The sequence below is a fragment of the Hymenobacter guriensis genome, assembly GCF_015773195.1.
GTDB lineage: Bacteria > Bacteroidota > Bacteroidia > Cytophagales > Hymenobacteraceae > Hymenobacter > Hymenobacter guriensis.
The window spans coordinates 53,991-79,790 of sequence record NZ_JADWYK010000006.1 but is presented as its reverse complement, the minus strand read 5'-3'; the positions used below and the strand labels follow the sequence as shown (position 1 = coordinate 79,790).

General features: G+C 59.0%; 28 protein-coding genes. 11 read left to right on the top strand and 17 right to left on the bottom strand.

The genetic code is table 11. The annotated features are described in order from the left end of the window. Nucleotides 1-5 precede the first annotated feature (5 nt). The 8 genes from I5L79_RS11525 to I5L79_RS11490 all read right to left on the bottom strand — a co-directional run bounded on the left by I5L79_RS11525 (nt 6) and on the right by I5L79_RS11490 (nt 7,146). Nucleotides 6-863 carry an urease accessory protein UreD gene (locus I5L79_RS11525; protein WP_196955208.1) on the bottom strand — a complete coding sequence of 286 codons (858 nt, stop codon included), beginning with the start codon at nt 861-863 and terminating at the stop codon, nt 6-8. Between the two features lie 113 nt (nt 864-976). Further along, entirely contained in the window at nt 977-1,384 is a 408-nt protein-coding gene (locus I5L79_RS11520) for a hypothetical protein (protein ID WP_196955207.1), read from the bottom strand. 182 nt (nt 1,385-1,566) lie between these two features. Then, complete coding sequence (locus I5L79_RS11515) at nt 1,567-2,214, bottom strand: beta/alpha barrel domain-containing protein (protein ID WP_196955206.1); 648 nt, start codon at nt 2,212-2,214, stop codon at nt 1,567-1,569. Between the two features lie 109 nt (nt 2,215-2,323). Then, complete coding sequence (locus I5L79_RS11510; protein WP_196955205.1) at nt 2,324-2,698, bottom strand: PH domain-containing protein; 375 nt, start codon at nt 2,696-2,698, stop codon at nt 2,324-2,326. Between the two features lie 27 nt (nt 2,699-2,725). Then, the gene (locus I5L79_RS11505) at nt 2,726-3,367 is read right to left on the bottom strand and encodes a hypothetical protein (protein WP_196955204.1); all 642 of its coding nucleotides are present in this window, start codon (nt 3,365-3,367) and stop codon (nt 2,726-2,728) included. Between the two features lie 60 nt (nt 3,368-3,427). After that, a complete protein-coding gene (locus tag I5L79_RS11500) occupies nt 3,428-3,931 on the bottom strand; it encodes a HEAT repeat domain-containing protein (protein ID WP_196955203.1) in 504 nt (167 codons plus the stop codon). A 78-nt stretch (nt 3,932-4,009) separates the two neighbouring features. Further along, complete coding sequence (locus tag I5L79_RS11495; protein ID WP_196955202.1) at nt 4,010-6,364, bottom strand: M1 family metallopeptidase; 2,355 nt, start codon at nt 6,362-6,364, stop codon at nt 4,010-4,012. Nucleotides 6,365-6,543: 179 nt separating this feature from the next. Further along, nucleotides 6,544-7,146, bottom strand: coding sequence for a HupE/UreJ family protein (locus I5L79_RS11490; RefSeq protein WP_196955201.1), 603 nt, complete (start codon nt 7,144-7,146; stop codon nt 6,544-6,546). Between the two features lie 144 nt (nt 7,147-7,290). Between I5L79_RS11490 and I5L79_RS11485 the strand changes: the two genes are divergently transcribed. Further along, on the top strand, nt 7,291-7,791 hold the full coding sequence (locus I5L79_RS11485) for a hypothetical protein (protein WP_196955200.1): 501 nt from the start codon (nt 7,291-7,293) through the stop codon (nt 7,789-7,791). Nucleotides 7,792-7,859: 68 nt separating this feature from the next. Here I5L79_RS11485 and I5L79_RS11480 read toward each other — a convergent pair whose 3' ends face one another. Further along, complete coding sequence (locus I5L79_RS11480; RefSeq protein ID WP_196955199.1) at nt 7,860-8,051, bottom strand: hypothetical protein; 192 nt, start codon at nt 8,049-8,051, stop codon at nt 7,860-7,862. Between the two features lie 245 nt (nt 8,052-8,296). Then, entirely contained in the window at nt 8,297-10,912 is a 2,616-nt protein-coding gene (gene clpB, locus I5L79_RS11475; RefSeq protein ID WP_196955198.1) for an ATP-dependent chaperone ClpB, read from the bottom strand. Between the two features lie 254 nt (nt 10,913-11,166). Between clpB and I5L79_RS11470 the strand changes: the two genes are divergently transcribed. Beyond that, nucleotides 11,167-11,499 (top strand): DUF5713 family protein, encoded by a 333-nt coding sequence (locus I5L79_RS11470; RefSeq protein WP_196955197.1) that lies wholly within the window; start codon nt 11,167-11,169, stop codon nt 11,497-11,499. Between the two features lie 276 nt (nt 11,500-11,775). Continuing rightward, entirely contained in the window at nt 11,776-12,651 is an 876-nt protein-coding gene (locus I5L79_RS11465; protein ID WP_196955196.1) for a DUF4238 domain-containing protein, read from the top strand. A 98-nt stretch (nt 12,652-12,749) separates the two neighbouring features. On the opposite strand, the gene I5L79_RS11460 is transcribed toward I5L79_RS11465, so the two are convergent. From I5L79_RS11460 to bla, 4 genes are all read right to left on the bottom strand, one after another. Then, the gene (locus tag I5L79_RS11460) at nt 12,750-13,445 is read right to left on the bottom strand and encodes a hypothetical protein (RefSeq protein WP_196955195.1); all 696 of its coding nucleotides are present in this window, start codon (nt 13,443-13,445) and stop codon (nt 12,750-12,752) included. A 618-nt stretch (nt 13,446-14,063) separates the two neighbouring features. Further along, the gene (locus I5L79_RS11455; RefSeq protein ID WP_196955194.1) at nt 14,064-14,969 is read right to left on the bottom strand and encodes a hypothetical protein; all 906 of its coding nucleotides are present in this window, start codon (nt 14,967-14,969) and stop codon (nt 14,064-14,066) included. A 365-nt stretch (nt 14,970-15,334) separates the two neighbouring features. Further along, nucleotides 15,335-16,273: a DUF808 domain-containing protein gene (locus I5L79_RS11450; protein ID WP_196955193.1), complete on the bottom strand. Its 939-nt coding sequence runs from the start codon at nt 16,271-16,273 to the stop codon at nt 15,335-15,337. Nucleotides 16,274-16,511: 238 nt separating this feature from the next. After that, nucleotides 16,512-17,249 carry a subclass B1 metallo-beta-lactamase gene (gene bla / locus I5L79_RS11445; RefSeq protein WP_196955192.1) on the bottom strand — a complete coding sequence of 246 codons (738 nt, stop codon included), beginning with the start codon at nt 17,247-17,249 and terminating at the stop codon, nt 16,512-16,514. 194 nt (nt 17,250-17,443) lie between these two features. Here bla and I5L79_RS11440 point away from each other — a divergent pair, with 194 nt between their 5' ends. The 3 genes from I5L79_RS11440 to I5L79_RS11430 are packed head-to-tail and all read left to right on the top strand — an operon-like array spanning nt 17,444 to nt 18,926. After that, entirely contained in the window at nt 17,444-17,674 is a 231-nt protein-coding gene (locus I5L79_RS11440; protein WP_196955191.1) for a hypothetical protein, read from the top strand. Continuing rightward, entirely contained in the window at nt 17,667-18,176 is a 510-nt protein-coding gene (locus I5L79_RS11435) for a DUF2243 domain-containing protein (RefSeq protein ID WP_196955190.1), read from the top strand. Before I5L79_RS11440 ends, I5L79_RS11435 begins: the two co-directional genes overlap by 8 nt. Nucleotides 18,177-18,194: 18 nt before the next feature. After that, complete coding sequence (locus I5L79_RS11430; protein ID WP_196955189.1) at nt 18,195-18,926, top strand: DUF72 domain-containing protein; 732 nt, start codon at nt 18,195-18,197, stop codon at nt 18,924-18,926. Nucleotides 18,927-19,081: 155 nt separating this feature from the next. Here the strand turns inward: I5L79_RS11430 and I5L79_RS11425 are convergent, their stop codons facing one another. Continuing rightward, the gene (locus tag I5L79_RS11425; protein ID WP_196955188.1) at nt 19,082-20,005 is read right to left on the bottom strand and encodes a manganese catalase family protein; all 924 of its coding nucleotides are present in this window, start codon (nt 20,003-20,005) and stop codon (nt 19,082-19,084) included. A 264-nt stretch (nt 20,006-20,269) separates the two neighbouring features. Here I5L79_RS11425 and I5L79_RS11420 point away from each other — a divergent pair, with 264 nt between their 5' ends. After that, nucleotides 20,270-21,001 carry a DUF72 domain-containing protein gene (locus tag I5L79_RS11420; protein ID WP_196955187.1) on the top strand — a complete coding sequence of 244 codons (732 nt, stop codon included), beginning with the start codon at nt 20,270-20,272 and terminating at the stop codon, nt 20,999-21,001. A gap of 20 nt (nt 21,002-21,021) precedes the next feature. On the opposite strand, the gene I5L79_RS11415 is transcribed toward I5L79_RS11420, so the two are convergent. Then, nucleotides 21,022-21,606, bottom strand: coding sequence for a hypothetical protein (locus I5L79_RS11415; protein WP_196955186.1), 585 nt, complete (start codon nt 21,604-21,606; stop codon nt 21,022-21,024). A 111-nt stretch (nt 21,607-21,717) separates the two neighbouring features. Further along, nucleotides 21,718-22,671: a 1-phosphofructokinase family hexose kinase gene (locus I5L79_RS11410; protein WP_196955185.1), complete on the bottom strand. Its 954-nt coding sequence runs from the start codon at nt 22,669-22,671 to the stop codon at nt 21,718-21,720. A gap of 123 nt (nt 22,672-22,794) precedes the next feature. On the opposite strand from I5L79_RS11410, the gene I5L79_RS11405 reads away from it, so the two are divergent. The 4 genes from I5L79_RS11405 to I5L79_RS11390 all read left to right on the top strand — a co-directional run bounded on the left by I5L79_RS11405 (nt 22,795) and on the right by I5L79_RS11390 (nt 25,767). Continuing rightward, nucleotides 22,795-23,586 (top strand): HipA family kinase, encoded by a 792-nt coding sequence (locus I5L79_RS11405; protein WP_196955184.1) that lies wholly within the window; start codon nt 22,795-22,797, stop codon nt 23,584-23,586. Then, on the top strand, nt 23,573-23,950 hold the full coding sequence (locus tag I5L79_RS11400; protein WP_196955183.1) for a DUF3037 domain-containing protein: 378 nt from the start codon (nt 23,573-23,575) through the stop codon (nt 23,948-23,950). The genes I5L79_RS11405 and I5L79_RS11400 overlap by 14 nt, the downstream gene beginning before the upstream one ends. A gap of 36 nt (nt 23,951-23,986) precedes the next feature. Then, nucleotides 23,987-25,033: a methyltransferase domain-containing protein gene (locus I5L79_RS11395; RefSeq protein WP_196955182.1), complete on the top strand. Its 1,047-nt coding sequence runs from the start codon at nt 23,987-23,989 to the stop codon at nt 25,031-25,033. Nucleotides 25,034-25,131: 98 nt separating this feature from the next. Continuing rightward, the gene (locus tag I5L79_RS11390; protein ID WP_196955181.1) at nt 25,132-25,767 is read left to right on the top strand and encodes an HAD family hydrolase; all 636 of its coding nucleotides are present in this window, start codon (nt 25,132-25,134) and stop codon (nt 25,765-25,767) included. Nucleotides 25,768-25,800: the final 33 nt, after the last annotated feature.

Here is a 25,800-nt window from a genome sequence, read left to right as displayed (position 1 = left end):
CTTCCTTAATACTTTCGCAATCCGGCATCGAAGCCCAGCAGCTCTGGTGCGGCCAGCGCGTGGTGCAACTGGTCGTAGATGGGCTGCAGGGCGGCGCGGCTGGTGCCCAGGGCCCGTAGCAGGAGCACGCCGGGGCGGGCCTGCGTTACGGCCACTACGCAGTCGTGGGCTGAGACATCAACGGGCAGGCCGGCGCGGGTTTGGGTTTGCTGGGCCTGGAGCACGGCGGCCAGCTGCTGAAACCGGGCGTCGTTGGGGGAGCCAGCGAGGTAGACGGCCAGGGACGTTTGGTGCTGCCGGAAGTGCGCGGGTGAGGTGGCAATGTGCTCTGCGGGACGGAACGCAAACCGGTCAAGTACCATGAGGCGTTCTTCCTGGCTTATCCGCAGCTCCGATTGGTACTCGGTAAAGGCGAACTGCTCCCCGCTGTCGATGCGGCCGGAGTGAAACCAGTCGGCCAGCAACAGCAAGGCGCCTTCGGCAAGATGCCAGTGCTGGTGTTGGCGGTAGCGGCTCTGGGCCTGGAGCACGATAGGGTCGGGGAGGACCACCGCCAGGGCACCAGCCGCTACGTGCGCTTCCGTGAGCTGCTCGGCCACGGCACCATCATCGGAGCGGTACACGCGGGTGTTGGCCTGAGTACTCAGCAGCAGGCGTGCCTCGGGCTGCACCGCCACGCGCAGCCGGATAACGTCGCCGGCCAGCAGCCCGCCCCCATAGCTGCTGAGCACCACGTGGCAACTGCTGGTAGCGGTGCGCGGGCTCAGGAGTTTCAGGGGTTGCACGTTGCGGCTCACCGTCAGCACCGACTGGCCGCGCACGGCCGCAACTTCGACTTCACTCCACAACGACGAATCGGACATAGCTAGGGGCTGAACGGCAAAGATGCAGCGCCCTGCACGGCAACCGGCCACCTTCACCCGAAAAAAAGGGGAAAATGGCCGGATTAGTGGCGGCGGAAAGGTCCTTAGAGGGCTTACTGGTTCGGCGTGCCGCACCACCCTTCGCTCTTGCATTTGGGGGCCGTCAGAATCACCCGGTCCAGATCGTACGAGGTATAAATAGCTATGCAGGCCTGGTCGGGGGCTTCCGCATCGGTGGCCAGGCGCAGGCCCGTCAGGAAGCTTTGCGACTCGGGCAGCTCGGCCGGCACCTGCGAGTAGGTAGCTACCACGTTGGCGTAGCTCACGCCTTCAATGGTGATTGTTTTGCCAAGATTAATGTCCGTCGGAAGCTGAAGCATGGTACCGTCGCAGCTGCGGCCAAGCACTTTCACGGTGGTGCAGGAGGCTTGGACAGTGGCGGTTTCCTCGTCTTCTTCGCAGCCGCTCAGCACCCCGAACGACAGCAGGCCCAGAGTTAGCAGGGTAAGGAGTTTAGGCATGGAGCATAGTGGGTTAGAAGTGTACTAAAGAGAGCCGGGGTGTCAGGCAAAAGTTGCAAGCAGCGACTAACAATTACTATGCTCCTCAAAGTGCAGTCATCAAGCGTGAAAACATAAGTCACGAGACTGTATGCGACTTCTGACGTCCGCGCAGTCGAAGGATGAGCCTCTTACTGTATTACTTAATCCGGCTGCAATACGGCCAGCAGCTCCGTGAGCTGAGTTGTGAGGCGTGTGGGCTCGGTGGTGTCGAGCAGGCGGGCATCGATGCCTACGCAGGTAGCTCCAGCCTGCTTCCACTCGCGTAGACTCTCTACCGTAGGCTGAATCCCACCGGTGGCCATGAGGGGAAGGTGAGGCAGCGGGCCGCGCAGAATCTGCAGGTAAGCCGGCGTGAGGTAGGCCGATGGAAACAGCTTAACGATGGTAGCCCCCAGGCGGTGGGCTTCATACACCTCGTTCAGCGTCTGGGCCCCGGGCAGCCAGGCCAGGTCGTAGCTGCGGCACACAGCGGCCACATCGGGGCTGCACACAGGCTGGATAATGAAATCGGCCCCGGATTCGATGAAGCGGCCGGCTTCTTCCGGGGTGAAGATAGTGCCCGCACCCAGGAGCAGGTCGGGGTAATCGGCTTCCACGAAGCGCTGCAGACGGGTGAAGATGGCATGGGCGTCGTTGCCGCGGTTGGTAAACTCAAACAGGCGCACGCCGGCCGCGTAGCTGGCAGCCAGCACCCGTCGGGCGTAGTCTTCCTGTGCGTGGTAGAAAACCGGAATGAGCGGATGCAAGCGGGCCAAGGCCAGGGTGTGGGCAGAAGAAAAGCGGGGCATCAGTGGTGAAATGGTGAGGTAGTGAAATAGTAAGTTTGACGTTCTACTGGCTCCGTCTGCGCAGGTTGCGCGGATAGAACGTCAAACGCACTATTTCACTACCTCATTGCTATAGGGCATACTCGCCCAGGGCGCGGTACACGTCGTAGATATTCTGGTCGTTGCGGAAGGTGCGGCCGATGGGAGCTTCCATGCCGCGTACCCAGATATAGAGCTCCGATTCCAGGTCGAAGTGGCCGGTGGTTTCCATCGAAAACCGCTCGATGCTGCGGTAGGGAATGCTCATGATTTCGCGCTTCTTGCCCGTCACACCCTGCTTATCAACCAGGAGCAGGCGCTGGTTGGTGAAGATGATCTGGTCGCGCAGGATGGCGTAGGCTTTTTCCACCCGCTCGCCGGCGGCCAGAATGCGGTTCAGTTCCTGCTGAATCTCTTGCGCGTCGTTTTCCGAAGCGTTGCCGAGGAGGCCGTCGAGAAGTCCCATGGAGTAGTTTGTTTTCGGGGTGAGAGGTTAGGAAGAAGGTGCTTTTTTGCGGTATACGCGAATAAGCTGGTTGTGTAGCTGGTAAGCCAGCACCGAATCCGTGCAGGCAATATCGGTCAGTTCCTCATCCAAGGGGTGACAGGTTTGCTGCTGAATTGTAACGGATAGGCCGCCGGGGGCTGATTCTACCAGGCTGGTGCGTATGTAAGCGTCACCGGCGTCTCCGAACGTTTCCGCAAGCTCCAGATCGGCACTGATACGTCCGGTTGATTCAGCCAGGACAAACAGCCGGATACGGGAAGAAAAATACTCGCCCGGTACGCGGGTAAGCAAGGCCAAACGATGATCGGGAAGCGGGATTTTCCCCACCGCAAATACTTCCTCGCCGTTGGCCTCTATATACTCGCCAAATAGCGGCAGCAAGCGGGGCGGAATCAGCTGGCCGTGCATGGGCTGGGAGCTAGCCGCTGATGGGTCATCATCTAGCTTCTGGGAGGAAACCTTGATGGGCAGCTTCAGCAGCGGATATAAAGTCAGCAGCTCCTGCAGTTGCAGGGTGGTGGAGTCGGGAGGTGAGGGCGTCGACGGGAGAACTGCAGTATCTGCGGTAGCCGAGGTGTCCGGCGGAGTATTGCTTTGGCAACTGCTGAGGAGCAGAACCGCGAACATCAGGAGGTTTGGAAGCCTCCACCAATGGAGAGTCATACAGAAAGCTGTATAGGTGTGTTGTTACAGTTCTTCTATTATTTTCTCTATCCAGTTGAGGCCAATTTCCTGTAGGGCGCGGTCGGGCTTTTGGCGAACCTGCTCCCAGAGTCGCCGGATTTCCTGTACGTCTTCTTCGGAGTACACAAATTCCTGCTCCTCCAGAATATCGAGGGCCATGTGCTTAGCTTCGTAGCCCTGATAGAAGACAATTAGGCATAAGTCTTTCAGCAGATAGCAGCAGTCATGGGTAGCCAGCGCGTACACCAGCGTACCATTGCGGCCGTGGTTGGCGGGTTTCTGAATGGCTGCCAGCAACGGTTGAATAGCCCGCTGGTCGGCCAAGTCCCGCAAGCTACCAGCCGCACGGTTGCGTAGCAGAGGCTTATCTGTTTCCAGAAGCTGCAGCAAGAATTGGAACACTTCTTCTCCGCCCAACTCGGTCAGCTCCTCGAAAGCGTCATCCGCCGTTTCGTCATCATCACCAAGAACGAGTGCCTGAAGGGTTGCCGTGCGCGTAGCCTGCATAGAATGAGTATGGGCGAGCTAACAAAAACAGCCGAACCCAGTGGGCCCGGCTGTTGAAAGCTAGCGGAAAATGCGCAATTAATTGCCGCCCGTGCCGGTAGTGCCAGCAGGCTTCTGCTCCAGCTTCTGCAGGGAGGTTTGCTGCATGGGGTTGGGCTGAGCGCGCTGCTGCTGCTCAAACAGCTCGAAGCGCGAGGGCGCGGCCCGGTGTGGGAAGGCGTTGTTGCTCAGGTCCGTGTCGGCAGTTTCTAGGAAGGGGTCCAGCACGAAGCTCACCACCGGCTTTTCGGTGATGAAGACCTTGGTTACCTGCGCGTTGTTGATGCGCCAGATTTCGGCCGGAATGTTCACTACTTCCTGCTTGCCATCCTCGTAGGTCATCTGCACCACCACGGGCATGGTGAGGCCGCCCAGGTTTTTCAAGCTCACCTCGTAGAAATGCAGACCGCTGTTGAGGCGCTGCTGCTGCGCAGGCGTGAGCTTGGCCACATAATCCTGGTAGCGCTTCTTGTCGGCCTCGGTGGCGGCCAGTGGGTCGTAGGAGTTGTAGAAGTCCTTGAGTTGGGGCTTGTCGTCCACCAGGGTGCGCTTGATGTCCTGCAGGTTGCGCTGCTCCGACAGGGTTTTGGGCGCGGCATTCAGCAGCTCCCGCTTGCGGGCGTTTTCGATTTCGGGGTTTTTCGAGTCAACCGTATACCACTTTACGTTCTCAATGGCCAGGTCGGTGTGGTCGGTGGTGTAGAACCAGCCGCGCCAGAACCAGTCGAGGTCGGTGCCGGAGGCGTCTTCCATGGTGCGGAAGAAGTCGGCGGGCTCAGGGTGCTTGTAGGCCCAGCGGCGTGCGTACTCCTTGAAAGCGTAGTCGAAAAGCTGACGGCCCAAGATGGTTTCGCGCAGGATGTTGAGGCCGGTAGCGGGCTTGGCGTAGGCATTAGGCCCAAACTGCAGCACCGATTCCGAGTTGGTCATGATGGGGGTCTGCACGTTTTTGCCGGTGCGCATATAGTCCACAATCAGCTTCGGCTCGCCGCGCCGGGAGGGGTAGTTTCGCTCCCACTCTTGCTCGGTGAGGTACTGTACGAAGGTATTCAGACCCTCATCCATCCACGTCCACTGCCGCTCGTCGGAGTTGATGATCATGGGGAAGAAGTTGTGGCCCACCTCGTGAATAATCACCGAAATCATGCCGTACTTCCGCTCCGCCGAGTAGGTGCCATCCTTCTCGGGGCGGCCGCCGTTAAAACAGATCATGGGGTACTCCATGCCGCCCACCGGGCCGTGTACCGAAATAGCCACCGGGTACTCATAGTCGATGGTGTACCGGGAGTAGGTCTTGATGGTGTGCGCCACCACTTCGGTGGAGTACTGGCCCCAGAGCGGGTTGCCTTCCTTGGGGTAGTAGCTCATGCACATGACGGGCTTGCCAGCCTGCTTGATCTGCATGGCATCCCAAATGAACTTGCGCGAAGAGGCCCAGGCAAAGTCGCGCACGTTCTTGGCGGCGTAGGTCCAGGTTTTGGTGCCTTTGGCGCGCTTCTGCTCGGCGGCTTCAGCCTCCTGCTGGCTCACGATGAGCACTGGCGTTTTGGTGTTCTTGGCTTTTTCGAGGCGCTGGCGCTGGGCGGCGCTCAGCACGTCGCCCGGGTTCTGCAGTACGCCGGTAGCCCCCACCACGTGGTCGGCGGGAGCGGTGATGCTCACGCGGTAGTCGCCGAAAGGCAGGGCAAACTCCCCGCTGCCCAGAAACTGCTTGTGCTGCCAGCCCTGGAAGTCGGAGTATACGGCCATGCGCGGGTAGAACTGGGCAATTTCGTAGAGGTAGTTCTTGTCTTCGGGGAAATACTCGTAGCCGCTACGCTGGTTGATTTTCAGCTGGTCGTTGATGTTGTAGCTCCACTTGATGCTGAACGTCACGGCTTGCTTGGGCCGCAGGGGCGTGGGCAGGTCAATGCGCATCATGGTGTGGTTGATGGTGTGCGGCAGGGCCTTGCCGCCCTTTAGCTTCACCTCCGAAATCTTGAAGCCCCCGTCAAAGTCCGAGTTCATCAGGTACTCCAGCCCCCGGAACGACATCTTATCCGACAGCTCACCCACCTCCGTGGCCTGGGTGATGGACGTTTTGTCCATGATGTTCTGGTCGAGCTGCACCCACAAGTAAGTGAGTACATCGGGCGAGAGATTGGTGTAGGTAATGTCCTCCGAGCCGGTAATGGCCTGTTTCTCGTCATCCAGCTTCACCTGGATGTTGTAGTCGGCGCGTTGCTGCCAATACTGGCTGCCGGGCGCCCCGGAGGCCGTGCGGTAGGTGTTGGGCGTGGGCAGCTCAGTGCCCAACTGGGCAAACTTATCGGTGCCGGAGTTGGTGGTTTGGGCCGCCAAGGGGCCGGCAGCCAGCGCGGCCACGGCGGCCGAGCGTAACAAATGTTTTAGCATTGAAAAGAGAAAATGCGGGTTGCGGGGCGAAAAAGTACAGGAAAACCGGCAGATAACAGGTAAAGTCACCGGCAAAGTGCCAGAAGTTGCACGGGTGGAGAGATGGTGAACTGGTAATTTTGACGTTCAAGCCACTCTATATAGGAGCTGCGCCAACAAAACGTCAACTCACCAGCTCACTATTTCACTAACAGCACCAGTGCAATGCCGAGAGCAGCACCGCTGACAACCAGCAGCCAGTCGCGGCGCGCTACACTGAGGCCGCGCAGCAGCAGGGCCCCGAGCAGCAGAATCAGCCCCACAATCAGCAGCTGACCCAGCTCCACACCCACATTGAACGCCAGCAGCTCCAGCACCGGGCGGCTCTGGTGGCCCAGCAGCTCGCGCAGGTAGCTGGAAAACCCGAGGCCATGAATCAGCCCGAACACGGCGGCCAGCAGATTGGGCCAGGCCAGCACCACCGGCTCCGGCGCCGGGCGCAACACCGGCCGGGTTGTAGGGCGGCCGGCACGAGCTAGGTTGAGCAGGCACGTCAGCACTATCGTTACCGGAATCAGCACCTCAATAGCCTGGGGCGAGTACTGCACCACGTTCAGGGTGGCCAGGGCCAGGGTGAGCGAGTGGCCTAGGGTGAAGCTGGTGACCAGCGCCACCACGCGGCGCCACTCCTGCAGCACGTAGGGCGCACACAAGGCCAGCAGAAACACCAGGTGGTCGTAGGCCTGCAGGTTGAAGATGTGGAAGAAACCGAGTTGGAGGTAGGTCTGGAACGTGGAGGCCATAAGACAAAGCTACGGCTTGCGTAGCGTTTGACCCTGCAGTTCCAACCGGGGCTGCCTACAAAAAATAAGGTCCGTCACGGCGGGTTTGCCAAGCCGCACCGGCTACCTTGCACAGCCAATTACTTCGTATCCCAATTGCCATTTATGCGTCCAACTTTATTGTGTCTGCTTTTTTGCGTCGGTACGCTATCCGCCACCCATGCCCAGACGGTGGCCACTCCCGACTCGACCCGTACGCCCGCTGCTACGACCGGGTCCGCCGATGATTGGCCCACGCAGTACTCACGGGCCGTCAACGATACAGTACAAGCAATCCAGCGTCTTTATGGCCGGCGCCGCACGGGCGGATTTGGCTGGATGATAAGCGGGGGAGTAGGAGGGCTTCGCAGCCTGCTGGCGGCCAGCCAGGAAGAAACGATAACCACGAGTTACGGAACTGTGGTAACCCGGGATAAAGCCGATGCCGGCGGGATTCTCACGGGCGTTGCCATCATTGGAGTAGTGGAGGCGTACGGGGTAAGCAAGCTGGTACGCTTCAGCTCCCAGCGCGAAGCGGCCATGATAGAGCTGGTACGCCAAGGCAAGCGCCTGCCGGATGATTTGCGCCGCCGCCTGAAACCACGCTTCTTTCTGAAAAGGAAGTAGCCAAGCGGTTGTTTTAACTACCCAAACCCAAGGCGGTTCTTGCCCTGGAAGCCAGGGAATACACCTGCCTACTCCTGGCCCAGCTTATTTTCCTCCTGGCTTTCCTTTTTGTCTACCTGCTCTGTCTGGGAGGCGGTGTCGATAAACCGTTCCCGCTTCTGGTGAATGGGCGCGGCCCCCGTAAGGCCTACGCCCGCGGCAGCCAATAGGAGCATGGCAATCAGGCCAAGGAGGCGGAGGTAGCGTTTGAGGGTTTCCATAGCGTGGTAGGGTAAGCGTAGCGTAAGTACAAAACGGCCTTTTGCACCTTTAGAGCGTCCTGCTTAGCGCAGCCGAAGCATCTCTACCGCTTCGCCTGCACCGATTCAACGAAGCGGTAGAGATGCTTCGACAAGCTCAGCATGACAACCGTTTTGGGTTAGTGGCGACAAAGCTTAGTGAGTAAGAAAAAAGCCCTGCCAGTACGGGTACTGGCAGGGCTTTTTATCAGCTGTTCAGCATGAGATTACACGCCGGGGATTTCCACGTCCACGTTGTTGAAATGCACTTGCCCATCTTCGAGCACGGCTTCCACCACGGCGTCCTTCGAGACTTTGCCGCTCAGGATTTCCTTTGACAGCTCGTTCAGGATTACCCGCTGCAGCACGCGCTTGAGGGGGCGGGCGCCGAACTGCGGGTCGAACCCGGCCTCGCCGAGGAAGTCCAGCACCTCGTCGGTGGCTTCCAGGCGGATGCCGGCTTCTTCCAGGCGCTGCTGAATCTGCTTGAACTGGATGTCGACAATCTTGCGAATCTCCTTGCGCTTGAGCGGCTGGAACATCACGATTTCGTCGATGCGGTTCAGGAACTCGGGGCGCATGTGCTGCTTGAGGCGCTCTACCACTTCCTCGCGGGTGCGGTCCACCACTTCCTCGTGGTTGTACTCGTTCAGCTCCTTGAAATTGCGCTGAATGATGTCGGCGCCGGTGTTCGAGGTCATGATGATGATGGTGTTCTTGAAGTTGGCTACCCGACCCTTGTTGTCGGTGAGGCGGCCGTCGTCGAGCACCTGCAGCAGGATGTTGAACACGTCGGGGTGGGCCTTTTCGATTTCGTCGAGCAGAATCACCGAGTAGGGCTTGCGGCGCACGGCCTCGGTGAGCTGCCCGCCTTCGTCGTAGCCCACGTAGCCGGGAGGCGCCCCGATTAGGCGCGAGGTGGCGTGGCGCTCCTGGTACTCGCTCATGTCGATGCGGACCATGCTGTTCTCGTCGTTGAACAGGTACTCGGCCAGGGCCTTGGCCAGCTCGGTTTTACCCACCCCGGTGGTGCCGAGGAAGATAAACGAGCCGATGGGCCGCTTGGGGTCCTGCAAGCCGGCGCGGGAGCGGCGCACGGCGTCGCTGATGGCCGCAATGGCCTCCGACTGCCCGGCTACGCGCTTGCCTAGCTCGGCTTCAAGGTTGAGTAATTTCTCGCGGTCCGACTGCAGCATCTTGCTCACCGGAATGCCCGTCCACTTGGCTACTACCTCGGCAATGTCTTCATGGGTTACCACTTCCTGGAGCATGGAGCCGCCGTCCTTGTTGGCGTTGGCTTGCTCCTGCAGGGTTTTGAGCTTGGCTTCGGCTTCCTGAATTTTGCCGTAGCGCAGCTCGGCTACGCGGCCGTAGTCGCCCTGGCGCTCGGCCTGCTCGGCTTCTACTTTGAAGCGTTCAATGGATTCCTTTTGCTCCTGGATGTCGTTGAGCACGTTTTTCTCTGATTCCCAGCGGGCTTTGAGCGAGTCGCGCTTTTCGCCCAGTTCGGCTAGCTCGCGGTTGAGCACGGCCTCGCGGTCCTTGTTGTCTTCGCGGCGGATGGCTTCGCGCTCAATTTCCAGCTGCATGATGCGGCGCTGCACCTCGTCGAGCTCCACGGGCATGGAGTTCAGCTCGATGCGCAGCTTGGCGGCTGCCTCGTCCATCAGGTCGATGGCCTTGTCGGGCAGGAAACGGTCGGTGATGTAGCGGCTGGACAGCTCCACGGCGGCAATGACGGCGTCGTCGGTGATGCGCACGCCGTGGTGCAGCTCGTACTTCTCCTTGATGCCGCGCATGATGCTGATGGCGTCCTCGGTGCTGGGCTCGTCTACCATCACGGCCTGGAAACGGCGCTCCAGGGCCTTGTCCTTCTCGATGTACTTCTGGTACTCCTTGAGGGTGGTGGCGCCGATGGCGTGCAGCTCGCCGCGGGCCAGAGCGGGCTTGAGCAGGTTGGCCGCGTCCATGGCGCCGTCGCCGCCCGCGCCGGCCCCGATCAGGGTGTGCATCTCGTCGATAAACAGAATGATCTGGCCTTCGGAGTCGGTGACTTCCTTGATGACGGACTTGAGGCGCTCCTCGAACTCGCCCTTGTACTTGGCCCCGGCGATGAGCAAACCCATGTCGAGCGACATGATGACTTTCTCGCGGAGGTTCTCGGGCACGTCGCCGGCCACGATGCGCTGGGCCAGGCCCTCCACAATGGCGGTTTTGCCGACGCCGGGCTCCCCGAGCAGGACGGGGTTGTTTTTGGTGCGGCGGGAGAGAATCTGCAGTACCCGGCGGATTTCCTCGTCGCGGCCGATAACGGGGTCCATCTTGCCGGTGCGCACCTGCTCGTTGAGGTTGCGGGCGTAGCGGTTCAGGCTCTGGTACTGGTCCTCGGCCGACTGCGAGGTGACTTTGCGGCCGCCCCGCAGCTCTTTGATGGCGGCTTTGAGGTCTTTGAGGTTAAAGCCCGTGTCCTTGAGCAGGGTAGCCGTGGCGTCGCGGCCATCGACGAGGGCCAGCAGCAGGTGCTCCACGGCTACGTACTCGTCGCCGAACTCCTTGAGGAAGTTGTTGGCGCGTTGCACGGCGTTGGCGGCCTCGTTGGCGAGGTAGGGGGAGCCGCCGCTTACCTTGGGGTAGGCTTCTACCAGGGCATCGAGGCGGGGAGTGAGGATATTGAGGTTGGCGCCGAGCTTCTTGGCGAGGAAGCCGGTCACGTTTTCATCCACCTGAAAGAGGGCTTTCAGGAGGTGGCCCGTTTCGATGGCCTGCTGCTGATGGCCGCCGGCAATTTCGGTGGCCTTCTGCACGGCCTCCTGGGCCTTGATGGTGAAGTTATTGAAGTTCATAGCTCTAAGTCTGTTTCAGTTGCTTGGTTAAGCTGATACGGACCTAGCAAAGGATGGGCTAAACGAGATACTCGGACTTTTTGGCTGGTTTTGGGGATTTTAATGATGCTGCTTATGCGTTTTTGGCAGAAATATAACAGAGGCAGTGATAGAAGCGGCGCCGGCTTTTGCTCTGCTTGCAGGGCGAAACACGAGTGACTATCTGTTACCTTGACGCTTCAAAATCTGACCCCAACTCAAACTTTGCTTTACTGATGAATGCTACTAAGCTCCCTGCCGACTTCCAGTTTCTTCCTGAGATGTATGAGGATGATTATTTCCCTGCCAAGCAGGTGGATAAGGTAAAAGCAGCTATTCAGAAGGTAGTAGTCTACCTGGAAAAGGATAGCACTGACCCTGATAAGGTGCAGGATAAGCTTGATCAGATGACTTCTAAGATCAACGAGCTACAAGAGGATTTTGAGGAGCATGATAGCGAGATTGAAACGGGTGCCCGTGAATCGATAGCGGAAACTGTGGAGCGGGTCCTCGCTCATTTCAACATTGACATTGATATTGAAGAGGCGCTGAGAGAGCGGGAGTGGTAATCTTGACCTCTACTCAAGCAAAAAGCCGCTCAGCTTAGGGCGGCTTTTTTCATGTTCGTGGAAGACTTTATTACCAGTTGTCGCCGCTTATAACACGTAGTCAGATCTGGCGCATGAGGTAGGGGCAAGCTACGCAAGCGGGGTGGTTTAACATGAGAAGAGATACAATACTACAAAACAAAAGCTCCCATAATTAATGATTAACTCAAGTAAGTAAAGAAAATATAAAAAGTTTAAATTGCTATTGTTGCTTTGTTTGTAAAAAAATAGCTTGTCATGTCAAATAACTCAAAGAAACATCATTATCTTCCTCAGTTTTATCTGCGTGGTTTTGTGGATAAAAAAGGTTTTTTCTTTATATATGATAAAGAATTAAAAATATTTAGACGGAGTAGACCTGAGCATGAATTTTATGAAAAGAATAAAAATGCTATTGATATAAATGGTGAGCGGGTTTTGTTGTTGGAGCATATGTATTCGCATATAGAGTCAACTTTGGCGCCTGTTATATCAACAATAGAAAAATCTGGGCCAACGGACCATGTACTTAATGCTGATGTAATTATAAGGCTAAAGTTCTTTGTTGAAATAATGAGATGGCGCAATCCAGCTCTAGACGACGTGTATAATAAGATTATAGGTAGAATGTCTATTAAGGACTTTGGTTTTTCTGTTAGAGGTGGTTCAGAAGAAAGACGTGCCGAAATCGAAGCTATGATGATGGATCATCCATTTGTGCAAAAAACAGTTAGGCCACTTATGGCCGCAATGGGTATGGGGGAACTTACCAACGTCGATTACGATACATCAAAATGGAATATCTTATATCAAGACGGTGGTTTTCCAATACTAGGAGATTTCCCAATTATCTTTAACCCAAATAGCATTAATAAAATATTTGAGGGTGACTTTATTTTACCTCTTTCTGCACAAAGGACAATAGTGTATTCACAGGTGCCTCGTGTAAAACAGCTGCCGGACTCGTTTTCTATTGATAAAGATTTAATGCAAATGCATTTAGCTAAAAGGTTTGTTTGCTGTAAACATGAAAGCTATTTAAGGTTTATGGTAAATTTCTATGCGCTCAATAAATCGGCTATCGACGATGGATATATACAAAACATGTTCTCAGTTCTTTCCAAAGGGGTATGACTCCTAAAATTTGAACGCAGCGAAGCGGGTGAGTTCCTTCACTCCGCTTCGCTGCGTTCAGGATGGCAGGTGGCTGAGGCGGCGGATGCTACTGCCCATTACCCTGGCTGCTCCGGCGTCTCTTCGCTGCTTTTGTGGCTGCCGGGGCGGTCTACTACGATGCGGGCGGCCTGGATGCGCTGGTAGAAGGCGGGGGCGGAGCGGGCATACTTGCGCAGGCTGCGTTCGAGGCGGTCTTCGAGTAGGGTGGCGAGCTGGGCGAACTGGGCTTTGATGGCGAGGCGGGCGGCTTTGCCCTCGCTGATTTGCTGGCGCGGGTCGTTTTTGCCGCCGTTGAAGCTGGTGAGGGCAGTTTGCAGCTCGGTGAGGCGGGCGGGGGTGAGGCCGTAGTCGGCGAGGGCGGTTTTGTGGGTGGTGGCCTCGTCGTAGATGTGCTGGGCCAGATCGGCGAGGGCGGTGGGGCGCAGCTTAAAGAGGGTGGAGTAGTTGTAGTCGGCGCTGGTTTGCAGGGTGCGGTTCTGCTGGTCGGTGGCGTAGCTGTACACGTCGCCGGCTACTTCGGCCGCGGCGGTGGCTAGCAGGTGGCGGCGCTGGCTTTTGGTTTTGGAGGCGCCTTGGCTGGCGGTGCGCAGGCCTTGCTGGCGCAGGGGCTTGAGGGCGGCGAGCAGGGCGTCGAGGTCGGTGCGGACTTTCTGCAGGGCCTTGTCGGCGGTGTAGGTGGGGGCAGCCTCGGCCAGGGCGGCGGATACGTTTTCGGCGGCCGTGAGGCGGTTGTCTTGTTTGGCGGTAAGCATAACGAGGGTATAAGTAGGGAAATGAGGGATGCGGCTGGCACTGAAGCAATAGGGGTAGTTCGCTAGCGGCGGGGTAATGGTGAAGCTGTTTAGAAGTCAAAAGTGGTTGTCATCCTGAGCGCAGCGAAGGACCTTATCCCGTTAGAACAAATCGTTCAAGCGTGACAAGGTCCTTCGCTGCGCTCAGGATGACAAACCAAGCGGAAAAGCAGGCTTTCTGAACAGCTTTCGTATAAGAATACCGGATTCCCGCGATATTTCCAGGTGCGGGCGGCGGAAAAGTTGTGGCGGCACCCGCAACAATTGAATCTGGACCCGCGACGACCGGGGCGACACCCGCGACGACTGAATCCGGACCCGCAACGACTGAATCTAAGGCCGCATCGAGTGAATCTTGGCCCGCAACGACTGCGGCGTGACCCGCGACGAGTGAATACAGACCCGCATCGATTGAATCTTAACCCGCGACAATCGGGACCAGACCCGCGACGACTGCGCCCACACATCGGACTTTTGGAATCCGCAGGTCGGACTTTTGGTGTTCGGTCGGCGGACTTTTTGCGCGAAAGGGGGAGGTGTAGCGATGGGGTTAACGGCTAGGCACCCTAACCGTAAGGGCTAAAGCTGTTCTGTTAACTTAGCCAAGGCGTCTTTCACGGAGGGCATATGCGTACATACCCTGGGGTCCATGATGTTGCCTCCAAAGCCGTTTTCTTCGGTTGAGGCGTGTTTCGCTAATTTCTGTAGCTCAGGCTTTAGCTCGATTGGTTTGTAAGCAGCCAGCGTCCAGACGGCTACGGTTTTGGTGAAATCCGTGGTGGTTTTGTCCTTGAGCAAGGCCAGGAGCTGCTGCTTGGCCTCGGGCGTGTTGGTAGGGGTGAGGGCGCGGGCGGCGCTTATCTGGGCGTGGAAGTTTTGGCTGTCGCGCAGGAAAGGCTGCACCAGGGCATAAAAGTCCGTCAGGCCTAGGTGGTAAATGGTTTCCAGGGCCGCGTGCTGCAAGAAGAAGGTGGCCATACTTTCCTCGTTGATGGTAGCGGGCGGCAGCGCCAGGGTTTGGTTTAGGAAGCTTTTGATAAAGGTTGCATCGTAGCTTTTGCCGTGGTAGTGGTTGAAAATGGCCGTCATGGTGGGTTCGTACACGGCTTGGGGCACTAGGGCCTGGTGGTAGCTGTGGCGGTAAGTAGCGGCCACCTTGTTCTGGCGCACCGTCGCAAAGCCCGTGGTGGGCGTGGCAAGGCTATAGGTGCCTTGCGGGTTCTTCTTCAGGAAGAAGTAGCAGGTGTCGGCTTTCTCGACATGAAACTCGGGACCATGCCCGCCGGAGGTGCTACAGATATCCAGCAGGTAGAAGTCGGTAATGGCTATAGAGCCCGCCAGGTTGCTGCCGTCCAGGGAGCGGAGTATCGTAACGGTAAGCCCTTTCTTTTCATCATGCTCCGTGACTTTTGCCAGCACAAAATGGTCAGCACCCTTGACCACCTGATCCTGCCAGGGTTCGTCCCAGGTGGTAGCTTGTGCCATACGGACGCAGAACAAAGCGGCAAAAACGAGCAATAGGAGGCGGAAGCGCATACGAGCAGGAAGGATATAGATGAAAAATTGAATGAGAATACTTAGAAGTCGTAAGATTTTGAGGCTTTTCCGATTGTGTAAAAGGCGTAACCGAATAAGTGCGAGCCGGCAGTGTAGGCCGAACCGGTAGGGGCACAGTTGCCGGTTTGGCACACCGCGCTACATGACATTGAGCCCAGCGGCCAGCCGGTGGTAAAGATGCGGAGTAGCATAGCCTTTCAGCTATACAAAGCTGTGCTCAGGGTTTTTATTGTAACCGGATAAATAAATCTAGGGGATAGGAGCAACAAAGCATAAAAGCTGCAAGAATCTGCTTAGGCCGCTTGCTCCTTGTTGCCTTTGCCGAACAGCTTCTTGGCTAGCAGCACCAGCTTTTCTACCACGTACCCAATCAGCAAGCCGCCCAGGGCGCAGGACAGGGCTTTGGCCAGCCAGGCCACAATGGGCAAATGGGCTAAGGAAACTTCCAGATCGTGCAGCAGATGAGCGGTGAATGGAATACCGTGGGCAATGATTTCGGCGCCTACCCACAGCATGGCGGCGGTGCCCACGTAGCTGAGGAGGTTCAGGAAGTGGGGCATGAACTGGACGAGGCCGTGCCCGAATTTCTGGGTGCCAGGGTGGAATTTGTCCTGGGCCAGGTGGACGCCGATGTCGTCGGCCTTTACAATGAGGCCCACAAAGCCGTAGACGGCCACGGTAATGAACACGGCCACGGCCAGCATCACGGCAATCTGGTTGACCAGGGGCTGGCCCGTGACCTGGCTGTAGGCTATGGCCATGATTTCGGCCGAGAGGATGATATCGGTGCGCACGGCCCCGGCCACCCGTTCCTGCTCCAGCTCCTCGGGAGTAATGGTTTGGAGCTGCTCCATTTCGGCCGGCACCTCGGGGTGCTGGCTGAACATGCCATGCACCTTCTCATACCCTTCAAAGCACAGGTAGGCGCCGCCCAGCATGAGGATGGGCGTAATGGCCCAGGGTGCAAAATACCCAAGCACCAGGGCGGCGGGGCTCAGGATGAACAGCTTATTGATCAGGGACTTTTTGGCAATCCGGTAAATTATGGACAGCTCCCGGGAGGGGTCGAGGCCTACCACGTACTTGGGCGTAACGGCGGTATCGTCGATGACGATGCCGGAAACTTTGCCGGTGGTTTTGGCAATCTGGGCGGGCACGTCGTCTAAGCTGGCGGCACTGGCTTTTACCAGGGCGGAAATGTCATCTAACAGCGCGAAAAACCCTGAAGCCATATTCTCTGTGTTGGGTACTTGAATGGGATTTTCAACCGGCCAGGTGTTTTTGCTCCGGGCAATCCGGCCGCAAGGTAGGCCCGATTCCGGCAATCCTGCCGCCGGGAGTGGTACGGCGTGGTTTGGGCGGGCAGGTGCAGGGCGGGCTGTGCGTACGAGCCGGGGGCCTTTTAGGCGGGAAAATTTCACTAGCGCAGCCCCGAGGATGACGCCGCGGTAGCGGCCAGAACCCGCGAAATCAGGGCTGCTGAAACAGCTGGATGGTGTAGTCGAGCAGGCTGGGGCCGCCCACAGCGCCGTGGCCGGGCACCACCACCTGCAGCCTGGGGTAGGCCTGCTTTACCCGGGCTACGGTGGCGGGCCAGGCGGACACGTTGGCATCGGCCAGGTTGCCTTTACCGGCCTGCAGCTCCTTGATGAGGCAACCTCCGAACAGCACTTCGTCGGTGGGAAAATAGCCCACCACGTTGTCGCGGGTGTGGCCTTCGCCGAAAAATGTGGTGTACACTTTGGCGGTGCCCACGCGCAGGGCAAGGCGGCGGGTAAACGCATGCTGGGGCACGTTGAACTTATGTTGCCGGGCGTAGGCAATGGTCTTTTTGTGGGCGTAGGAGGGGATGTTATGACGTTGGAATTCCGGCAGCCCGCCCACGCAGTCTTCGTGGAAGTGGGTAGGCACTACCGCCTTCACCCGGCAGTGCAGCTCCCCAGTTATCCAGGCAATCAGCTCCCCGGATTCTTTGTCCCCAGTGGGCGTGTCGAACACCACGGTTTCCGCGCCGCTTCTCACCACCAGGCCGTTGCAGGGTACCTTGCCGAAGGTTTCGGTCTGCAGAAACGAGGTGTGCACATAGCTGTTCGGGGCCACCTGGGTGATGGTTAAATCGGCCGACTGGTACACGACTTTGTCGGGGCCGGGCGAACTGCTGTTCGGGGCAACGGCCGCTAGCAGGGAAAAGGCAAGCAGGAATTTCATGGGCGGTGATAAGCGAAAGGCCAAGCTGGGGCCAATATACTGGCTGATTGTCGGGTTAAGCTGGCTGAGTTTCTTGCCCTGAGCTCTGGGGAGTGCCCAGCAGGCTCGACCTTAACCTGGCAGGTAAGGGCTGCGTTCTACCAGCGCCAACCCCGTGTGGGAGCGGCGCTTTGCTGAAACGTGCATCATCTGCTATGAAGCTTCTGCTGCTAACCGGCGGCCTACTGCTCCTGCTGCCCCCGGTGGCCCAGGCATGCCGGGTGTGCCGGCCGCGCGTGCAGGCCACCATCCACGGCCCCGACTACACCCAGCATCTGGCGGTACTGCTGTTGCCGGTGGCGGTGCTGGTGCTGGTAGGGCTGGGGGTGTTTTTTGCGGCCGATATCCGCGCCTATTTTCACCGTTTACGCGCTACGCATGACTAACACAGCCTCAGAATTAGTGCACCGGGGGCCACTGCTGGCGGCTGGTATCCTGCTCGGCGCGGGCCTGGGCGGCTTCGTGGATGGCATTGTGCTGCATCAGATTTTGCAGTGGCACAACATGCTTTCCAACCAGCTCCCGCCCGACAACCTAATTAATGCCAAGGTGAATATGTATTGGGACGGAGTATTTCATGCGGCCGTGTGGGTAATGACGGCCGTGGGACTGCGCCTGCTGTGGGCAGCCGGATGCCGGGCCGATGTGCCGTGGTCGGGCCGCACGCTGGTGGGCGGGCTGCTGCTGGGCTGGGGCCTTTTCAACGTAGTCGAAGGCATTATCAACCATACCCTGCTGGGCTTGCACCACGTGAACGAGTACACCGCTGATAAGCTGCCCTGGGATATGGCTTTCCTGGGGTTTGGGGCGCTGCTGCTGCTGGCTGGCTGCTTGTTAGTTCAGGCCGGCCGCCACGACACGGCGGTGCGCGGCACCCGCAAGCCTTAACCCCTTACTGGTTCTGCTATGCTGCCTGCCTGGTTTATCGGCTGCTCCGGCTACCACTACCGCCACTGGAAAGGCGCGTTCTACCCCGACAGGCTGCCCCAGCGCCGGTGGTTTGAGTTCTACAGCCAGCACTTCAACACCCTGGAGCTGAACGTGACGTTTTACCGGTTTCCGCAGCTCTCGTTTGCGGAAGGCTGGTACGCGGCCAGTCCGCCGGAGTTCCGGTTTGCGGTGAAGGCCCCGCGGCTGATTACGCACTACAAGCAGTTCAAGGACACGGCCGGGCTGCTGGCCGATTTCTACGGCACGCTGCAGGAAGGGCTGCGGGAGAAACTGGGGCCGGTGCTGTTTCAGCTCCCGCCCAAGGCGGCCTACACCGAGGAGCGGCTGGGCCGCATTCTCGACAGCCTGGACCCGGCCTTTCGCAACGTGCTGGAGTTTCGGCACCCAAGCTGGTGGACGGGCGAAGTGTACCGGGCGCTGGCGGCCCGGGGCGTGAGCTTCTGCGGGCAAAGCCACCCCTTGCTGCCCGATGAGCTGGTGTGCACCACGCCGGTGGGCTACTACCGCCTGCACGGGGTACCCGACCTGTACCGCTCGCCCTACCCCGAGGAGTTTCTGCGCCGGCTGGTGCAGGAGGTGCAGGAGCCCGGGGTGCCGCTCCGGGAAATGTACTGCTACTTCAACAACGACATAGATGCTTCGGCCATTGGCAACGCCCGGCAGCTCCGGGCGCTGGTGGGGCCGTAGGAGCGGGCCTGCCCCCGTCCGTTGTTCGCCGCGTGCCCATGTCGTTAGACCCGACGGCGCTGGTAGTGGGCGGGGACAAGCCCCGCCCCTACAAAAAACCGGGCCTGCTCGTTGGAGCAGGCCCGGTTTGGGAATAGCTGGATATACCCGACGGCTTAGCCGTGGCGTTTTTTCCAATCGTCAGCCAGGCCGAGCTTCTTGGCAATGTCCTTGAACATTTCGGGGTCAAAGTCATCTTCGCCAGGCGAGGAAAGCTGGGGCTCTTCTTCCAGCACGGGGTAGGGCACCCCCTGAATAGCGCCCTGCACCACTTCCAGCGGAGAGCCGTCTTCGGGGTGTTGGCCGTTCCAGATCAGGCCCGCCTCGGCGTAGGCATTGGGCGAGAAGGTGTAGAGTTGACGGTGCAAGCCGTGCTCCATGAACTTGCGCGCCTCGGGGAACTTGGCGTTGGACAGGGGCGGCACGGGCATGATTTTCTTTACATCGACCCCGGTAATAACTTCCAGGGCCTTGGCGTAGGCATACACGTGCAGGCCGCCGCGCACCAGCAGGTAGCCCACCATGGTGCGGGCGCAGGGGTCGGTTACCATCTCGTACGCTTTGATTTTGTTGGCCCGGGCTCCGCACTCCAGGAAGAAGTTATGCAGCAGGTCGAGGCGCAGGTTGCCGGAGCTGTTCACGTACTGGCCGGTCCAGGGGTTGCCCATGGAGTCGAAGGGCAGGGCCGCCTGCCCGCTGGCCAGAAAGTGGTAGGTGTTGCGGGCATCCACCGCATCGGAAAGGGGGCCCGGCTTGGGGTCTTTGCCGCGTTCCGTCACGCCGGTGAGCAGCAGGTTGATGGCGTAGCTGACCGCCTCGATGTGGGAATACTCCTCGGCCGCAATGGCCGACGTGAGGGCGTAGAAGGGCCGGAGCCGGTCCCGCCCCCGGAAGTTGAACGACTGGAACGTGTAGTTCATCAGCGTGCTCATCTCGCCGAATTTACCGCCCAGCAGCTCCTGGATGGCCGCGGCGTCGTTGGCCGAAGGATTTTTGGGTTTTGGCAAATCAAGCGCCAACTCATCGAGACGAAGAATCATAGGAAAGAAAGTAAGAAGGTGAAGGAAGGTCGGAGGAAGGGCAAAGCCCGCATACGCCACATCGGGACGCCAACTGCACTATTCAAGCGTGGTAAGCAGCAACATACGCACAGAAGTAGCCTTGGTCGCGTGCAGAATTTGGCGGCTCAACAGTAACAGAGGCCTGTCTGGCTGGACTTTCAGCCCTGTAGGCAGCCATTAGAATTGCCCTCAGCGACTCCCGGGCGCCGGCTGCGTAGAAGCCCGACACCTCCACTATCTGCTATGCCCACCTACTACATCGGCTGTTCCGGCTTTTCCTACCGCGACTGGAAGGGCGTGCTTTACCCCCAGGGGCTGCCGCCGCGCAAATGGTTTGCTTACTACTGCACCCAGTTCAACACCCTGGAAGTAAACGTGACCTTCTACCGGATGCCGGAGCTGAAGGTGTTTGAAAGCTGGTACGAGCAAAGCCCCGCCGACTTCCGGTTTGCCGTGAAGGCCCCACGCCCGGTGACGCACTATAAGAAGTTCAACGCCGAGTGCGGCCCCATTCTGGCTGATTTCTACGGCACAGTGCGCGAGGGACTGCGCGAAAAGCTGGGGCCGGTGCTGTTTCAGCTCCCGCCCAAAGCCGTCTACACGGAAGAGCTGCTGGGCCGCATCCTGGAGCACCTCGACCCCGATTTCCACAACGTGCTGGAGTTCCGCCACCCAAGCTGGTGGACGGGAGAAATCTTCCGCACCCTGGCCCGGCACGGCATCAGCTTCGTGGGCCAGAGCTACCCCGCCACCCTACCAGATGAGGTGATTGTGAATACGCCCCAGGTGTACTACCGCCTGCACGGGGTGCCAGAGCTCTACACGTCGGCGTACTCGGAGGAGTTTCTAGCCGGCGTAGCCCGGCAGATTCAGGCCGAGCCCACCGTGCGGGAAGCCTACGTGTATTTCAACAACGGCATCGGCGGGGCAGGCGTAGTGAATGCCCGGCAGCTGCAGGCGCTGGTAGGGGAGTAGCAAGTAGCTACAGCGCTTGGCTAGAACTCCCGAGGAGGTATTGAACCATCAAAGACAACGGAGTGTAGAAAACGCTGACGGTCTTTGATCGTATCGGCAGTTTCGGGCAGGCGGTAGGCGCAGGCGAAGAAGTAAATGACTTCGCCTCGCCAGAGGTAGATCAAATCAAGATAGACGGGCTTATTGCGCTCCTCATCACGACCAATAAAACGGGCAGCGCGGGCAGGTGAGTCAGCAAATACAAGATTGCCCTGCGTAAGTAAGGTGATTTCTTCCCGACGTAACGCTTTGCACTGACGCCGAATCAGACGGTTAAAGTATTTGTTGAGAGACTCAACTGTAACGAAGCCATTAGGATTGTAGTTGGGATTATAGCGTAAATCCACACTGCCTGCCATCAAAATAATGTTTTCGGTTTCGGTGGTAAAAACCTGTGTACCTGGTGTCTTGCTGTCACGCTCAGCTGAAGTGACGTAGGGTAGCTCAACGAGCATGTGTTCATCAAGCCGGGTTTCTATCCAGTTTGTTACGGCCCATTGCGCCCGACCGTGAACGGGCAGCGCTACTACCAACAGGAGCAGTAGCGCAAATCGATAGAAAGACATACTGGAGAGGGCAGTATAGATACCAGGAGCCGGGTCGCTCAATGAGCAGACTTTGAGCGAGGAGGTAAGCTATAAAAGGACTACCGATTCACCAAGCAATCTGGTTTAGACCTACGCCGCTACGCCGGGCTGGGCCTGCTGCAGGAGCCATTGGTAGAGCTTGTCCACGTCAGCTTTGCGGAACAGCTCGGTGCCGGGGTTCATAGTAGCGGCCGTGCCGCAGGCCACGCCCAGGCGGGCCGTTTCGCGCACCGATAAGCCCGTAGACAAGCCGTAAACCAGGCCGGCCACCATCGAGTCGCCGGCACCCACGGTGCTGCGCTTTTTCACGGCGGGGGCAGGCACGTGGTCGGTGGAGTCCCGGGTGACGACGCAGGCACCCTGGGGCCCGAGCGACACCACGAGGATTTCGGCCTTGCCCTCGCGCACCAGGCGCTGGGCGGTTCCAGCTACCGCTTCGTTATCCAGCTCTTCCACGCCGGCCATTTTGCTTAGCTCGCCCACGTTGGGCTTGGCCAGATACACGCCTTCCTCCAACACACGGTGCAGGGCCGGGCCCGAGGTGTCGGCCACCACCTTGATGCCCATTTGCTTGGCCGCCCGCACAATGCGCACGAGGAACTCGGGCTCCACGCCGGGCGGGAGGCTTCCGCTGATAACCAGGAAATCGGGCACGGTGGGCAGGTTGCGCAGCGTCGTCAGCACCTGTTGCTGCTCTTGCTCCGAAAGCTCGGTTCCCGGCATCCCGAAGCGGTATTGCTGGCCGGTGCGGGCATCTACCACGATGAAGTTTTCGCGGGTGCGGCCGACCGTTTCCACCGGCTGCTGCTGAATCTGCTCCTGGGTGAGGAGCTCCCGCAGCAGCTGGCCGCTGGGGCCGCCCACCGGAAACACCGCCACCGAGTCGGCCCCGAGGCGCCGGAGGGCCCGCGACACGTTGATGCCACCCCCGCCGGGCTCGAACTTGGGCGCCGCGCACCGCAGCTTCTGGTCGGGAATGATCTGGTCGGCCGTGGTGCTTTTGTCCACAGTGGGGTTCAGCGTGAGCGTTACGATGGAAGCCATGCGCGCAAGGAAATCAGGGTTGTTTCGGTGAATGTACTGCGGTTTGGCGGTGGGGTTGCGGGGCGGCTTCCGAACAACTGGCAGAATTGTGCGTTTTTTGCGGCTACACTTGTTCTCCGCTTTATGCCGGTTGATATTCCTGAGCTGCGCACCGTAAACGTGACGCGCTACGTGACGCCCCTGCGCGAAGGCGGCTCGTTGCCCGCCTTGGTGGAGGCCGACGACAATTTTCTGTACGTGGTGAAGTTCCGGGGCGCTGGCCAGGGCCTGAAGGCGCTGGTAGCCGAGCTGATTGTAGGTGAGCTGGCTCGAGCTTTGGGCCTGCGTGTGCCTGAGTTGGTGTTCATCGAGCTTAACGAAGCCTTTGGCCGCACCGAGCCCGACGAGGAAATTCAGGACCTGCTGCGTGCCAGCACCGGCCGAAACCTAGCCCTGCACTACCTCAGCGGCGCCATCACCTTCGACCCACTCGTGACAACCATCGAGCCCCGGCTGGCTTCGCTCATTGTGTGGCTCGACTGCCTGACCCTGAACGTGGACCGCACCGCCCGCAACACCAACCTGCTGATGTGGCACCGGGAACTGTGGCTCATCGACCACGGTGCGGCCCTGTACGTGCACCACATTGGGCCGAGCTGGGCCGAGGTCAAAAACCGGCCGTTTGCCCAGGTGAAAGACCACGTGCTGTTGCCCCAGGCTGCCGAGCTAGCCTGGGCCGATGCCGAAGGCCACGCCCGCCTCACTTCGGAGCGCCTGCGCGCCATCGTGGCCCTGGTGCCCGACGAGTGGCTGCAGGAGCCCGACCTCACGCCCGAGCAGCAGCGCGCCAACTACGTGCAGTTCCTGGAAAACCGCTTGGCTGCGTCTGAAATCTTTGTTCAGGAAGCTACAACCGCCCGCCATGCACTTGTTTGAGTACGCCGTACTGCGCATTGTGCCGCGGGTAGAGCGCGAAGAATTTCTCAACGTGGGCGTCATCGTGTACTGCGCTTCCCAGGGCTTTCTGGAGTGCCGCTACTGCGTGCCCGAGGCTCGGCTGCGCGCCTTTACCCATTGCGAGCTGGACGTGGATGACTTGACGGAGCGGCTGCGCTCTTTCGAGCGGATTTGTCAGGGCCGGCGGCATGGCGGGCCCATCGGGCAACTGCCGGTGGCCTCGCGGTTTCGGTGGCTCACGGCCACGCGCAGCACTCTGGTGCAAACTTCGCCCGTGCACCCTGGTTTGTGTGAATACCCCGCTGCCACCCTGGCCCGACTCTACGCCCAACTAGTGGAGTAAGCCGGCCACCCTTCTCTCGCTTATTCGCCATTCATCATGGAAAACGACATTCAGCAGCAGGTGCAGGAATACTACGGCACCGAGCTGCGCACCAGCCATGACCTAAAAACCAACGCCTGCTGCACCGACGACATCCCGGCCGCGCACAAGAAGATTCTGGCTACCCTGGAAAGCGAGGTGCTGGAGAAATACTACGGCTGCGGGGTGTGCATTCCGGCCGCCATTGAGGGCTCCACCGTGCTCGACCTGGGCTCCGGCTCGGGCCGCGACGCCTTCCTGCTCTCGAAGCTGGTAGGGGAGCAGGGCCACGTGATTGGGGTAGATATGACCGACGAGCAGCTGGCCGTGGCCCGCCGCCACGTAGCCGCCCACACCGCGCAGTTCGGTTACGAGCAGCCAAACGTGGAGTTCCGCAAAGGCTACATCGAAGACCTGCGCACCGCCGGCCTCGAAGACAACAGCATAGACTTGGTAGTAAGCAACTGCGTGCTGAACCTGAGCACCGACAAAACAGCCACCTACCGCGAGATATTCCGGGTGCTGAAGCCCGGCGGCGAGCTGTACATTGCCGACGTCTTTGCCGACCGCCGCGTGCCCGAAAGCCTGCGCCAGGATCCGGTGCTGTACGGAGAGTGCCTGAGCGGGGCCCTGTACATCGAGGACTTCCGCCGCCTACTTCACCAGCTGGGCGTGCACGACTACCGCCTCACGGCCAAGCGCCAGCTGTCTATCGACAACGAGGAAATTGAGCAGAAAGTGGGCAACATCAAGTTCTACTCGCTTACCGTACGTGCCTTCAAGCTCGACCTCGAAGACCAGTGCGAAGACTTCGGACAGGTGGCCACCTACCTTGGCACCGTACCCGGGGAGCCGCACCGCTTCGTGCTCGACGACCACCATACCTTTGAAACCGGGCGGCCAGTGCTGGTGTGCGGTAACACCGCCGACATGCTTTCTCAGACCCGCTACGGCGCCCACTTCCGGGTGCTCGGCAGCAAGGAGCAGCATTTTGGCCTGTTTCCCTGCGGCCCGGCTCCAGCTACCGCGGCCTCTGACGAAGCTGCAGCTTCCTGTGGCTGCTGAGAAGCGCAAGCGTAGCCGATGAGACGCAACGTGTTGCGTCTCTATCGTTCGACCTGTCGGCCTTTGCCAAGGCGGATATTTCCTTTGTTTTCCAACCTATGCATCAGCCCGTAGACAGCATCATTTTCGACCTTGATGGCACCCTGTGGAATGCCACCGAAGCCGTTACGCAAGCCTTTCAGCAAGCCAGCCGCAGCGTCGACTACATTTCCGATTCCGTGACCGTGGCCGATGTGGAAGCTGTAACTGGGCAGCCGTTCAGCGCCGTGTACGACAAGCTGTTTCCCTCTTTGCCACCCGATAAGCGCGACGAGTTCAAGGCCATTTGCGCGGAAGAGGAGTTGCGTCACGCCCGGCAGTACGGAGGCACCCCGTATCCCGGTCTGGCCGATACGGTGCGCAACTTGGCGGGGCGCTACCGCCTGTTTATTGTGAGTAACTGTCAGACGGGCTACATCGAAGCCTTTTTTCAGCACATCCAGCTGGAGCCGTATTTCGAGGGACACCTGTGCTTTGGTACCAAAGGTCTGCCGAAAGCTGAGAACATCAAAGAGGTAGTAGCGGCCTTCCACCTGCAGGCGCCCGTGTACGTGGGCGATACGCGTAGCGACTTTGAGGCTAGCCAGTTGGCCGGAGTATCGTTCATTTTTGCCGAATACGGCTTCGGCCAAGTGCCGGCCGAGGAGGCTCCCCAGCGCATCAGTCAACCAGCCGATTTACTGAAGTTGCTGTAAGCAGTATGGTCTTTTCCTGTGACCAGTAAACAA

Bases quoted from the DNA above. Each gene is read 5' to 3' on its own strand.
- I5L79_RS11465 (WP_196955196.1), top strand. From the start codon at position 11,776: ATGTCAAATAACTCAAAGAAACATCATTATCTTCCTCAGTTTTATCTG.
- I5L79_RS11405 (WP_196955184.1), top strand. From the start codon at position 22,795: ATGCCGGTTGATATTCCTGAGCTGCGCACCGTAAACGTGACGCGCTAC.
- I5L79_RS11430 (WP_196955189.1), top strand. From the start codon at position 18,195: ATGCTGCCTGCCTGGTTTATCGGCTGCTCCGGCTACCACTACCGCCAC.
- I5L79_RS11400 (WP_196955183.1), top strand. From the start codon at position 23,573: ATGCACTTGTTTGAGTACGCCGTACTGCGCATTGTGCCGCGGGTAGAG.
- I5L79_RS11525 (WP_196955208.1), bottom strand. From the start codon at position 863: ATGTCCGATTCGTCGTTGTGGAGTGAAGTCGAAGTTGCGGCCGTGCGC.
- I5L79_RS11410 (WP_196955185.1), bottom strand. From the start codon at position 22,671: ATGGCTTCCATCGTAACGCTCACGCTGAACCCCACTGTGGACAAAAGC.
- I5L79_RS11470 (WP_196955197.1), top strand. From the start codon at position 11,167: ATGAATGCTACTAAGCTCCCTGCCGACTTCCAGTTTCTTCCTGAGATG.
- I5L79_RS11390 (WP_196955181.1), top strand. From the start codon at position 25,132: ATGCATCAGCCCGTAGACAGCATCATTTTCGACCTTGATGGCACCCTG.
- I5L79_RS11495 (WP_196955202.1), bottom strand. From the start codon at position 6,364: ATGCTAAAACATTTGTTACGCTCGGCCGCCGTGGCCGCGCTGGCTGCC.
- I5L79_RS11500 (WP_196955203.1), bottom strand. From the start codon at position 3,931: ATGCAGGCTACGCGCACGGCAACCCTTCAGGCACTCGTTCTTGGTGAT.
- bla (WP_196955192.1), bottom strand. From the start codon at position 17,249: ATGAAATTCCTGCTTGCCTTTTCCCTGCTAGCGGCCGTTGCCCCGAAC.
- I5L79_RS11510 (WP_196955205.1), bottom strand. From the start codon at position 2,698: ATGGGACTTCTCGACGGCCTCCTCGGCAACGCTTCGGAAAACGACGCG.
- I5L79_RS11415 (WP_196955186.1), bottom strand. From the start codon at position 21,606: ATGTCTTTCTATCGATTTGCGCTACTGCTCCTGTTGGTAGTAGCGCTG.
- clpB (WP_196955198.1), bottom strand. From the start codon at position 10,912: ATGAACTTCAATAACTTCACCATCAAGGCCCAGGAGGCCGTGCAGAAG.
- I5L79_RS11505 (WP_196955204.1), bottom strand. From the start codon at position 3,367: ATGTTCGCGGTTCTGCTCCTCAGCAGTTGCCAAAGCAATACTCCGCCG.
- I5L79_RS11480 (WP_196955199.1), bottom strand. From the start codon at position 8,051: ATGGAAACCCTCAAACGCTACCTCCGCCTCCTTGGCCTGATTGCCATG.
- I5L79_RS11450 (WP_196955193.1), bottom strand. From the start codon at position 16,273: ATGGCTTCAGGGTTTTTCGCGCTGTTAGATGACATTTCCGCCCTGGTA.
- I5L79_RS11455 (WP_196955194.1), bottom strand. From the start codon at position 14,969: ATGGCACAAGCTACCACCTGGGACGAACCCTGGCAGGATCAGGTGGTC.
- I5L79_RS11515 (WP_196955206.1), bottom strand. From the start codon at position 2,214: ATGCCCCGCTTTTCTTCTGCCCACACCCTGGCCTTGGCCCGCTTGCAT.
- I5L79_RS11395 (WP_196955182.1), top strand. From the start codon at position 23,987: ATGGAAAACGACATTCAGCAGCAGGTGCAGGAATACTACGGCACCGAG.
- I5L79_RS11420 (WP_196955187.1), top strand. From the start codon at position 20,270: ATGCCCACCTACTACATCGGCTGTTCCGGCTTTTCCTACCGCGACTGG.
- I5L79_RS11520 (WP_196955207.1), bottom strand. From the start codon at position 1,384: ATGCCTAAACTCCTTACCCTGCTAACTCTGGGCCTGCTGTCGTTCGGG.
- I5L79_RS11460 (WP_196955195.1), bottom strand. From the start codon at position 13,445: ATGCTTACCGCCAAACAAGACAACCGCCTCACGGCCGCCGAAAACGTA.
- I5L79_RS11435 (WP_196955190.1), top strand. From the start codon at position 17,667: ATGACTAACACAGCCTCAGAATTAGTGCACCGGGGGCCACTGCTGGCG.
- I5L79_RS11425 (WP_196955188.1), bottom strand. From the start codon at position 20,005: ATGATTCTTCGTCTCGATGAGTTGGCGCTTGATTTGCCAAAACCCAAA.
- I5L79_RS11440 (WP_196955191.1), top strand. From the start codon at position 17,444: ATGAAGCTTCTGCTGCTAACCGGCGGCCTACTGCTCCTGCTGCCCCCG.
- I5L79_RS11485 (WP_196955200.1), top strand. From the start codon at position 7,291: ATGCGTCCAACTTTATTGTGTCTGCTTTTTTGCGTCGGTACGCTATCC.
- I5L79_RS11490 (WP_196955201.1), bottom strand. From the start codon at position 7,146: ATGGCCTCCACGTTCCAGACCTACCTCCAACTCGGTTTCTTCCACATC.